General features: G+C 43.3%; 12 protein-coding genes. 8 read left to right on the top strand and 4 right to left on the bottom strand.

Annotation, left to right across the window (positions count from 1 at the left end; genetic code table 11):
- On the bottom strand, positions 1-1,732 hold a 1,732-nt coding region (locus ACTF5U_RS11780; protein ID WP_438971828.1), incomplete at its 3' end, for a heavy metal translocating P-type ATPase.
- A gap of 132 nt (positions 1,733-1,864) precedes the next feature.
- Between ACTF5U_RS11780 and ACTF5U_RS11775 the strand changes: the two genes are divergently transcribed.
- The 8 genes from ACTF5U_RS11775 (at position 1,865) to ACTF5U_RS11740 (ending at position 7,758) form a co-directional block, all read left to right on the top strand.
- Positions 1,865-2,260: a MerR family transcriptional regulator gene (locus ACTF5U_RS11775; RefSeq protein ID WP_438971827.1), complete on the top strand. Its 396-nt coding sequence runs from the start codon at positions 1,865-1,867 to the stop codon at positions 2,258-2,260.
- A 405-nt stretch (positions 2,261-2,665) separates the two neighbouring features.
- A complete protein-coding gene (locus ACTF5U_RS11770; protein WP_438971826.1) occupies positions 2,666-3,067 on the top strand; it encodes a DUF695 domain-containing protein in 402 nt (133 codons plus the stop codon).
- Positions 3,068-3,242: 175 nt separating this feature from the next.
- Positions 3,243-3,602: a YajD family HNH nuclease gene (locus tag ACTF5U_RS11765; protein ID WP_438971825.1), complete on the top strand. Its 360-nt coding sequence runs from the start codon at positions 3,243-3,245 to the stop codon at positions 3,600-3,602.
- 153 nt (positions 3,603-3,755) lie between these two features.
- The gene (locus tag ACTF5U_RS11760) at positions 3,756-4,517 is read left to right on the top strand and encodes a penicillin-binding transpeptidase domain-containing protein (RefSeq protein ID WP_438971824.1); all 762 of its coding nucleotides are present in this window, start codon (positions 3,756-3,758) and stop codon (positions 4,515-4,517) included.
- A gap of 103 nt (positions 4,518-4,620) precedes the next feature.
- Positions 4,621-5,256 (top strand): hypothetical protein, encoded by a 636-nt coding sequence (locus ACTF5U_RS11755; RefSeq protein WP_438971823.1) that lies wholly within the window; start codon positions 4,621-4,623, stop codon positions 5,254-5,256.
- Positions 5,257-5,296: 40 nt separating this feature from the next.
- Positions 5,297-6,355, top strand: a complete 1,059-nt coding sequence (locus ACTF5U_RS11750) for an alpha/beta hydrolase family protein (protein ID WP_438971822.1) — start codon at positions 5,297-5,299, stop codon at positions 6,353-6,355.
- Positions 6,356-6,502: 147 nt separating this feature from the next.
- Entirely contained in the window at positions 6,503-7,213 is a 711-nt protein-coding gene (locus ACTF5U_RS11745; RefSeq protein ID WP_438971821.1) for an NAD(P)-dependent oxidoreductase, read from the top strand.
- 50 nt (positions 7,214-7,263) lie between these two features.
- Positions 7,264-7,758, top strand: a complete 495-nt coding sequence (locus tag ACTF5U_RS11740) for an AAA family ATPase (RefSeq protein ID WP_438971820.1) — start codon at positions 7,264-7,266, stop codon at positions 7,756-7,758.
- Positions 7,759-7,878: 120 nt separating this feature from the next.
- Here ACTF5U_RS11740 and ACTF5U_RS11735 read toward each other — a convergent pair whose 3' ends face one another.
- The 3 genes from ACTF5U_RS11735 to ACTF5U_RS11725 all read right to left on the bottom strand — a co-directional run.
- A complete protein-coding gene (locus ACTF5U_RS11735) occupies positions 7,879-8,283 on the bottom strand; it encodes a hypothetical protein (protein ID WP_438971819.1) in 405 nt (134 codons plus the stop codon).
- A gap of 668 nt (positions 8,284-8,951) precedes the next feature.
- Positions 8,952-9,287 carry a DUF3135 domain-containing protein gene (locus ACTF5U_RS11730; RefSeq protein WP_438971818.1) on the bottom strand — a complete coding sequence of 112 codons (336 nt, stop codon included), beginning with the start codon at positions 9,285-9,287 and terminating at the stop codon, positions 8,952-8,954.
- A 152-nt stretch (positions 9,288-9,439) separates the two neighbouring features.
- Positions 9,440-9,947, bottom strand: a 508-nt coding sequence (locus ACTF5U_RS11725; protein WP_438971817.1) for an SMP-30/gluconolactonase/LRE family protein, incomplete at its 5' end; no start/stop codon positions are given.

The following is a 9,947-nucleotide window of genomic DNA, read 5'->3' as shown; positions in this document are numbered from 1 at the left end:
CTATTTCACCTTGAATGCCTTGCCCGGTGATTGAATCAAAAGTTGCTATCGGTGCTAAAGTTAAATCTTTCTCTTTTGCGCCTTCGACAATTGCTGATGCCAGCGGGTGTTCACTGCCTTGTTCCAGGCTGGCAACCAAACGCAGTAACTCGTCTTTAGACACATCAGTGAACGATTCAACAGAGACGAGCTTGGGTTTGCCTTCGGTTAAGGTGCCGGTTTTATCAACGACAAGCGTGTCGATTTTTTCCATTGCTTCCAGTGCTTCAGCATTTTTGATTAACACACCGGATGCGGCGCCTCGGCCGGTACCCACCATAATAGACATGGGCGTTGCCAAACCCAGGGCGCAAGGACAAGCAATAATGAGTACCGCTACCGCATTGACAATAGCGTGCGCGAGTTGCGGTTGTGGGCCCCAGGTAAACCAACTAATAAAAGTGAGCAGGGAAGCAAGCACCACAGTGGGGACAAAATACGCCGCGACTTTATCGACAAGCTTTTGAATAGGCGCTCGTGAGCGTTGTGCCTCAGCGACCATCTTAACGATCTGAGACAGCAGGGTATCCTGTCCCACCCGTTCAGCTTGCATTAGCAAGGTGCCGGTACTATTTACCGTGGCACCAATCAGCTTGTCATTGTCTTGCTTACTAACAGGTATTGCTTCGCCGGTCACCATTGATTCATCGACGCTGCTATTACCTTCAAGCACAAAACCATCGACCGGAATTTTTTCACCGGGGCGGATACGCAGCTTGTCACCGGCCTGTACTTGTTCTAAAGGAATATCCTTCTCATCGCCGGTCTCAGTGACAATACGAGCTGTTTTGGGAGACAGGCCCAGTAACAGTTTGATGGCCGCATTGGTTTGACTACGAGCTTTAAGCTCTAATACCTGGCCAAGTAAAACCAGCACGGTAATGACGGCTGCCGCCTCAAAGTACACCGCAACGCTGCCATCAGCATGCCGCATACTGTCTGGGAAAAGCCCTGGAAAAAGCAGAGCGACCACACTGTATAGCCATGCCACGCTAACACCGAGTCCAATCAGTGTGAACATATTGAGGTTCATGGTTTTGAGTGATTGCACGGCCCGTACAAAAAATGGCCAGCCCGCCCAGAGCACAACCGGTGTTGCGAGCATAAATTCTGCCCAATACCAGGTCTGAGTTGAAACGGAAGAGGGTAGCGTTGCAGGTGCCATTTCCAGCAACATAGCAATAAGAAACACTGGAAACGCAAGTAAAGTCCCAACCCAGAAGCGACGCGACATATCATCCAATTCAGTCGTATCTGATTCTATCTCTACGGTCATAGGCTCAAGAGCCATACCACATTTAGGGCAATCGCCCGGCTCATCCTGCACAATTTCAGGGTGCATCGGGCAGGTATACTCAGTCTTACTAGCGGGAAATTGGGGCGACTCAGGCTCTAATGCCATGCCACATTTGGGGCATGAGCCAGGACCTTGTTGACGAATCCCTTCACACATCGGGCAAATATAATCACCAGACGAAGAAGCCTTATCTGTTTCTATCGTGGGTGAATCGCTTTTATGGCCGCCACAACAGCTTTTGCTTGAATCAGCTTTTTCAAGATACCGTGTTGGTTCCGCCTTGAAGTTGTTCATACAGTGCTGTGAACAAAACACGTAATCCTGTTGGTCATGTTCTGCATGATACAGCGCCGTATCGGCATTAACGGTCATGCCACATACTGGATCCGTAGCCATATTCGCCTCTCAATAGTTATCGTTTATTGTAAATAGCATGGAGCGTGAAAACGTTCTATCAGAAACAACATACTACTTTAATCGTTTATGATTAAGATAAAGTGCGTACCACAGTACGGAGTCAAGATAAAAATGCAACTTAACCATTTATCCATCAGCCAATTTGCTAAACAAGTGGGCGTTGGCATAGAAACAGTACGTTACTACCAACGCAAGGGGCTACTAGCCATTCCTAAGCAAGCGGAAGGGATACGTCGTTATGACGAAAGCGATATACGCCAACTTCGCTTTATAAAAAATGCACAAAAAGCAGGCTTTACCTTAAAAGAAATAAAAGAGTTAATCTCACTTGATTCTAGCTCTGATCACGAACGCGCGTATGAAATTGCATCTGAGCGATTAAAAGCCTTAGATTTGCACATTGCTGAAATGCAAGAAGCACGAAACCAGCTCAAGTTTCTCGCTGATGAATGTGCCGGTAAACGCCAAAAACAATGCTGTGCCATTTTAGCCGCGTTTGAAGCATAGCTACGAATGTTTAGTGACTTGATATTCTTCACAAGTTTCTTCTCGGTGAAAATTATGAAATACTCCATCTACATATAAGGCATGTATCGATGGCTCTCCGACGATAATGCCGGGCCTACCTAAATGCTTGAATGGATTCTGGAAAAGGTGAACATGATATGGAAATAATCTCCTCCCTGAATAAACACGTTTTGAACAAGACAATATTCCGTATTGTCGGCTCGGTTTTATTTTTCAAAAAACAAACCGTCAATCTATTTCTATATTATTTACAAAAACTTATTCTATGGTCTGGCTTTTTGACCTCAAGAATTAAAAGGCCGCCCGATAATATTTATTATGAGGCCAACGGCCTCATTAACAGGCTGTTAGGCGGTGTGCGGCTCAATTTGCAAGGGCGTTTGTATGAGTGATGAGTGGTTGCTTCTAGAGGCAGAAATTGGGGGAATGCCCCATTTCGTTGGAATTGTCCCCAGTCTGCCATCAGAAGAAGTTCGATCTAAATATCCATGCAAGGTATCGGTGTCCGTAGATTACGAAGCCACAGAAAATGGTATGCCCTTATACGAAGATGATTTGCGGACACTTAATCAGATGGAGAAAGACTTCCGAAGCTGGGACGAAGATCAGGACATATTCCTCAATGCCATGCGGGAGACAGGCGAAGAAACTAGAACATGGACGCTCTACGCAAAGTCTTTGGATGCGTTTGAAAGGCTGATTCCTGAAAATGATTTTATCTACATCGAAGGGGAGGATGACCCAGAATGGACGTCTATCTCTCGCATATTGCAAAGCATCAGGTAGCGACTAACAAGTCGGTATTGTGCGCCGCTTCGCGACTGGGACGGCTTACGCTACGCTCCAGCCGCCCCAAACCGCAGCGTTAGCTGTAACCAAGTATGCAAGCAAGATTATGAATTCTAACTATTCTCTATAAGCAACGTAAATATAAGAAAGCAAAAAGGATTCAAGTTTCCCTATGAATAAAAAATCTACCTTCGACCAGGTTCGGGCCGAACAGCTGGATTACAATGCCAAGCGAGCTTCTGGCTATCGAGAGCAAGCGCTTAAGCTCTTTCCCCATATTTGTGGTCGCTGTGCGCGGGAATTTTCCGGTAAGAATCTACCAGAGTTAACCGTGCATCATATCGATCACAACCATGATAATAATCCGCCGGACGGGAGTAACTGGGAGCTGTTGTGTCTCTATTGCCACGATGAGGAGCACTCCAAATTCGAAAATCTCGTGCGTTATGGCAGCAGGAAAGAGAGCGAGAAAGCCCCGGCAACCCATAATCCCTTTGCAGATTTAAAGGACAAAATGGATAAGGAGAAATAGCTCGGTCTAACTTCTTATCAGCCATGTACAAGCCAGCTAACAATGCCAGCCACACATGCCTGCAAGCTAACTGGACTCAGCTGCTAACACAGCCTCGCCTGTACTGGCGACTTTATGCGACTATGCTACGCACGCTATAAAATCAGGATAGATATGAAATATTTGGGACTCGTCGTTCTCTGGGCTTTATCAGTAAACATCTATGCTGGAGAGAGTCAGATAGAAAGCCTTTACAAGGCTAATAATGTTTATGGATCAATACTCATTGAATCTGCTGATGGCAAACAACGTTATCAATATAACGTTAATAACAAAGAAAGCTTTATCCCAGCTTCAACTTTTAAAATACCTAATACGCTAATCATATTGGAGGAAGGGTTGGTTAAAGATCCCACTGAAGTCATCGCGTGGGATGGTATAGAGCGTGAATACTCCCCATGGAATAAGGACCAAACACTTAAAACTGCTTTTCAATATTCCTGTGTATGGTGTTATCAACGCTATGCCAAAATCGTTGGCGACACCAAGTATCATGAGTACCTTAGAAGTTTTAACTACGGAAACCAATTAACCGGCTGTGAGATCACTCGGTTTTGGCTTGATGGCGATCTAAGAGTTTCAGTAAAAGATCAAATTAGTTTCTTACGTAAAGTGTATGACGATACTCTTCCAGTTAAGCAACAGCATATTAAAACACTGAAGGATATTATGCTGTCAGAGAACGATGGCAAGATAAAGATCTGGTCCAAAACAGGTTGGTCTGGCAAAGACGGCTGGTATGTGGGGTATCTTGTCTATAACGAACAAACTTGGTTTTTTGCAAACCACATTGAGATAAACCAAAGGTCAGATTTGGCGTTGAGAAAGAAACTTACAATGGATGTATTCAAGGCTCTCAAAATTGTTCAACAATAACGGCATAACAAGCGAAAATCAAACACTCTGACCCTATTGATTTGCTATTGATTGCAGAATTAAAAGGCCGCCCGATAATATTGATTAAATGGAGTTAACTACGATGAGAAAAGTATTTCTATTTTTTATTTTTCTAATGATTACAGGTTGCGCGAGCTATACTGGTGATAAGTTAGTGTCTTTTGTATCTTTGCCCGTAGAACCGAGCAGTCATGAGAACCTTTTTAAGGTAGAGCACAGGCTGTTAAAACTATATGACGAATTAAAACTACCAGAAGAACGGAGGATTCCTCTGAATTCAATCTCAACATATGAACTAATCCAAGAGAATAAAAATATCAATTTTGCACATGAAAAGGGAAAAGTATTTCTAATTGACGGGGACATTCATGTGTCTCACTGTCACAGCTCTATAGTTGTTGCCTCTGGCAACATTGATATTTCTCATGGCAGTAATAACATTTTGATATCGGGAAAAAATATCGAAGTTAGCCATGATCGAGGCGGTAGTCTAATAGTTGCCAATGGGAGTGTAGATATCTCCTTCGCAAACAACACAACCATATATGCACCTAGAGGACTTGAGATTAGTCACCCCAGAAACGTGATTTCATACAATACTCAGGACAGGAAAACATCTTGGGGACATGTTAATAACATTCTGATCGAACCTTTATTTAAGTCAGAGAATACATTTAACAAGTCAATGCAACCGACCGCTAACGCGCCGACTGATTGAGACGTTACGACGCACAACACTTCCGATGGTGCATTAACAAATGAAAACAAAACACGCTGCCATAAAGTGGTCGGTGATTATAATTATGGGGTCGCTTCTTATCGTTGCTTGCGCTACTGCTCTCAACGGCTTGGACGACTTCGAGCTATCGGAATATAGACAAGAAACCATCTCCTTCATCGCCGGTGATCAAGAATTGGTGGGGACCCTAATTTTACCCCAAGCGAATGAATCGATGCCAATCGCTATTTTTGTCCATGGGGACGGTGCCCAAGATCGGTTTTCATCCAGCAGTTATCTTCCGTTAATGAGCGCCCTACTCGATAGTGGTATTGGCATCTACTCGTGGGATAAAGCAGGAGTCGGCGAAAGCAGTGGTAACTGGTTGCACCAATCAATGACAGATCGTGCCAATGAGGTTTTAGCTGCCCACGCGGCGATTCGGCAGGCAACAACGTCGACCGGAAACTCAATCGGGTTTATTGGTTTCTCACAAGCTGGTTGGGTACTACCCAAAGTTGCCAACAAACTCACACAGGATACATTTTTTGTTCTCTTTGGTGGTGCGACAAATTGGCAGAAGCAGGCGGCATATTTCGCATCCGTTCGGTTGAGAAATGAGGGCTATTCGGAAAACGAGATCCACACACAGCTTCAGCATCAAGCAACACTGAATAAGACAATATTTGATAAACCAGTCAGCTATGAACGCTATCTGGACTTGACCAATGAGATCGATCCGATGAATGTGGACCGGTATTATTTTGTAGCAAACAACTATAAGTCGGATTCGACTGAGGAATTATCCGGCGTTGTACACCCTATTCTGGTGCTTTTAGGAAATGAAGACCTCAATGTTGAGGTGCAAAGAGAAGCTCACATTTTTGAAAATACTTTGGCAAATGGAAATCCCGACAGTGACGTAGTCCTTTGGCCTGGAGCGACGCACGGTTTGGCAAAAGCGCGTTGGTTTAACTATCAATTGCCGTCCCAAATTCCATGGTATGCAAACCTCTATGCTCTATTTGCAGGTCGCCATCTATACGCGCCCGGGGTGCTTGAGTATCTTGCGAATTGGATAAATGGCGTCCAAAAGTGAGCATGCTTGGTAAGTTATCAAGATAATGCAGTGGGTAAATCAAACGGGTTGTTAACCCCGTATGAGCAATACGTAAAATTAGGCGATATTGATTGAAATTAAATATTCCCAAAAATATAAAAGTGTCTCAACTATAAAGGAAACATAATGAAAGTTTTAGTTGTTGGTGCGAACGGGGCGACAGGAAGACTTGTTGTTGACCAGTTACTCAGTCGAGGTGTTGAAGTGAATGCGATTGTTCGCTCACTTGATTCATTACCAGACAGCCCAAACTTAAACAAAATTCAGGCCAGTGTAGATAAGTTGAGCAGCACTGAAATGGCTACAAACTTAAAAGACTGTAACGCAGTTGTTTCTTGTCTGGGCCATAACCTTACGCTCAAAGGTTTGTTTGGTAAGCCTCGTTTGCTTGTGACAGAGACACTTCAATGTATATGCCGAGCTATAAAATCCAACAATAATGAGAGTGCGGTTAAAGTTGTCCTGATGAACACCACGGGTAATAGCAATCGAGACATACCCGAAATACCTCCGTTAAGTCAGCGAATTGTTGTCGCAATACTGAGAGTCTTGTTGCCTCCGCATGTGGATAATGAAAAGGCGGCAGATTTTTTACGTACTCAAATTGGCCAAAATGATAAAGCCATTGAATGGGTAGCTGTTCGGCCTGATGCATTAACTGATGAAAAAGATGTCACCGAATATAATCTCCATACCTCCCCAATTAGAAATCCAATTTTTGATTCTGGGTCAACAAGTAGAATTAATGTCGGACATTTCATGACTGAACTCATATTAAATGAAAGCACATGGGCAAAATGGAAGGGGCGTATGCCGGTCGTTTATAACCAGGTATAAAAGGACATGCATTTAGATGTTGGCGCCGTTACATAATTAAGAGGCAAGAAATGGCAAAGGGAGTATTGACGTTTTTCTGTGGAAAGATGGGCGCAGGGAAAACCACAAAAGCGCATGAAATAGCCCAGAAACGAAACGCAGTACTGATTTCGGAGGACGAGTGGCTTGAATCAATCTATCCGAATAGTATTGAGTCGTTAGATGATTACATCAAATATTCTGGTCTACTTAAATCCCAAATGAAGAAACTGGTTCAATCGATCTTAGCTACAGGAGTTGATGTGGTGATGGATTTTCCGGCAAACACCATTTCGCAGCGAGAATGGTTTAGAAGTATTGTTTCAGAGATTCAGGCTGAACACGAGCTAATCTACATCGACTTACCTAATGAGACTTGTCTAGAGCAGATAGCAAAAAGACGAACTGAACAACCTCAGAGAGCGGTAACGGATACGGAAGAGATGTTTGAGTCTGTTACAAAGTATTTTGTTGCACCCACATCTGATGAAGGGTTCAATACAACTGTAGTTGTGGCCAATACATAACAGGTTATTGCATACGAAAGATAATGCGCTTTTTTACAGCCTTATTAGAAAGTAGCCTGTAGCGCTAATCAGGAACTGATGTAATCGCGGCCTCATCAGCGGTTCATGACAATCTCAGGTTTATTGTGACTGAATCGATTTGTACTCTTCTTTTATGGTTTCTAATGCTGGTGGAACAGCGTCGCAGTGACTGACTTCGCCTGAGCATTTGATACATTGATAGGCTTTCCAGCCGGCGGCTATATATTCTTCTTTATTTGGACTTTCAATCCGGTTGGCGATGCCTATGGTCGCTCTTGCCCGGCTGCCAACGTAGCCATACTCACCCTCACAGAAACGCAGTTGGGTCGGATCTTCAGCCAACTTCGAATCATATTTGTTGTGAATTTCGCGACCTACCTGGTTGAGGTAATGAAGTTCAGAGTAAAGTTTTTGCAAAGTGTCATCGCTATGTCGGTATGCATTTCCACCCGCTAAGGCTGTTACAGAAATAACCATGCTTAATAAGAAAAGAGTGAAGCGCATTCTTAACCCCAATGTGTTTAACGTGAATATAGTCAGATGATAACGCAATTAGTTCAAAGTTGGTTTCAACCCTGACGTTTATCAGCGAATGTCAGTCCTTATTTGTCTTCAAAACGATTCCAGATAGAAAAATATCCACATTTTGAAATAGGACTGGAAGAGGCCTGTTTTACAGTCTTATTGTGTTCATTCGTGTTAATAATCGCTTTTTTCAAGTGCTCCAAAAACCGCTTAATTTCTTTAGCGTTTTGCCCACTATTTCAAGTGAAAAGCGTAAAGCATATGGCTGTGATTATGTGTGTATTGTCATCTGCTGTGAGGGGTAATTTATAAAGCCAACTTTTTATGATGAGAATGTGTCAAGGCCTGTTTTTATTGTGTCTATAGCAGTTATTTATTATTTTTACTAGCGAGTGATACTCTTTTCCCCCTACATTTGGCTCGCCGTTGGTAACACATTATTTGCTTAGTTTTGTGTTAAATAAACTAAGTGATTGATCTTGAGTTCGCCGTTAAATGCTGACAAGAATGTCAACCCCGATACGTGTCTGTGTGGTTAAAAAATGAACAATATCTAAAGCTTGTCATAAAAGAGTCACTTACAGCTTTACCAGAAAGTTATCCACATGCTTTTCCACAGATATTGTGGGTAATGTGGAAAAATAAAATTATTCTTTATTTTGGCTCGGAAAGGAGAGCAGTTTGCATGATTTTTTATGCTGTTTTGAATTGATCGTGTCTTTGATGGGGAGCAAGTCAGGGTTTGCTAATAATGAAACATGTGACATAAGGAGGTTGGATATCGCTATGCAGGCGGCTAGAGGTGTTTTGTGTTTGCGGCGTAACATATCGATTTTGAACTGCAAGCCATTGAGCTTGCGTAGCTCATCGTCAGTTTTTGCCCGCAAAGTGATGAAGTGCTGGAGTGTAGCAGCACGTTTATGCTCAAAAGCAAGGCGATCCTGTTTTGCCAGCGATGCCCATTCATCAAAGTCAAATGCCATGGGGTAATCCCCTGATTAATGCATTGAGTGTCGTAAGGTTATGACAGCTTAATCTGCAAACGGTTGCATACCAGAATAACGCAAATTGTAATCATAAAAAAACCGGAACCTGAAAAATCAGGTCCCGGCTAGCGATCTCATTGAATTAACTATTAGTGGATTGGCAGGTAGATGAGTTCGCCAGCTTTCATATCCGGCACCATTACATTTTTACCATCTGCTGACAAAGCAATATCTGCTGCTGCCTTCAGATCATCAGCAATGATTTGCGGTGTCGCTTCTGGTGAACTTAACTGCCAGACTTTGCCGTTGTTCCAGTCACTGATATAGAGGAAACCTCGTGTATCTCTGACCAGACCATCTGCACCACCAAAGCCTTGATTCAAGTGAGCAACCTTGCCTGATTGAGCCTGAAGACGGTATAAGTCACCGGTACCAAAGTCTGCAACCAATAGGAGGTCAGCACCATCCATTAAGAGACCGTTAGGACGTTTTATACCGGCATCAGCGTTGATGACTTCCGTTACTTTGCCATTAGGCGTGATTTTGTAAATACCTGCATTGACACCTTTATCGGTACCACTGTCTGAAACATACACATTACCGAGACCATCGATTTCCACGTCGTTCAGAAATTCAGCTTTCGATGGAAAATCAGAT

The sequence above is a fragment of the Methylophaga sp. genome (assembly GCF_965655755.1).
Lineage (GTDB): Bacteria > Pseudomonadota > Gammaproteobacteria > Nitrosococcales > Methylophagaceae > Methylophaga.
This window is presented reverse-complemented; position numbering and strand designations above follow the sequence as displayed.

Bases quoted from the DNA above. Each gene is read 5' to 3' on its own strand.
- ACTF5U_RS11750 (WP_438971822.1), top strand. From the start codon at position 5,297: ATGAAAACAAAACACGCTGCCATAAAGTGGTCGGTGATTATAATTATG.
- ACTF5U_RS11770 (WP_438971826.1), top strand. From the start codon at position 2,666: ATGAGTGATGAGTGGTTGCTTCTAGAGGCAGAAATTGGGGGAATGCCC.
- ACTF5U_RS11755 (WP_438971823.1), top strand. From the start codon at position 4,621: ATGAGAAAAGTATTTCTATTTTTTATTTTTCTAATGATTACAGGTTGC.
- ACTF5U_RS11745 (WP_438971821.1), top strand. From the start codon at position 6,503: ATGAAAGTTTTAGTTGTTGGTGCGAACGGGGCGACAGGAAGACTTGTT.
- ACTF5U_RS11730 (WP_438971818.1), bottom strand. From the start codon at position 9,287: ATGGCATTTGACTTTGATGAATGGGCATCGCTGGCAAAACAGGATCGC.
- ACTF5U_RS11740 (WP_438971820.1), top strand. From the start codon at position 7,264: ATGGCAAAGGGAGTATTGACGTTTTTCTGTGGAAAGATGGGCGCAGGG.
- ACTF5U_RS11760 (WP_438971824.1), top strand. From the start codon at position 3,756: ATGAAATATTTGGGACTCGTCGTTCTCTGGGCTTTATCAGTAAACATC.
- ACTF5U_RS11735 (WP_438971819.1), bottom strand. From the start codon at position 8,283: ATGCGCTTCACTCTTTTCTTATTAAGCATGGTTATTTCTGTAACAGCC.
- ACTF5U_RS11765 (WP_438971825.1), top strand. From the start codon at position 3,243: ATGAATAAAAAATCTACCTTCGACCAGGTTCGGGCCGAACAGCTGGAT.
- ACTF5U_RS11775 (WP_438971827.1), top strand. From the start codon at position 1,865: ATGCAACTTAACCATTTATCCATCAGCCAATTTGCTAAACAAGTGGGC.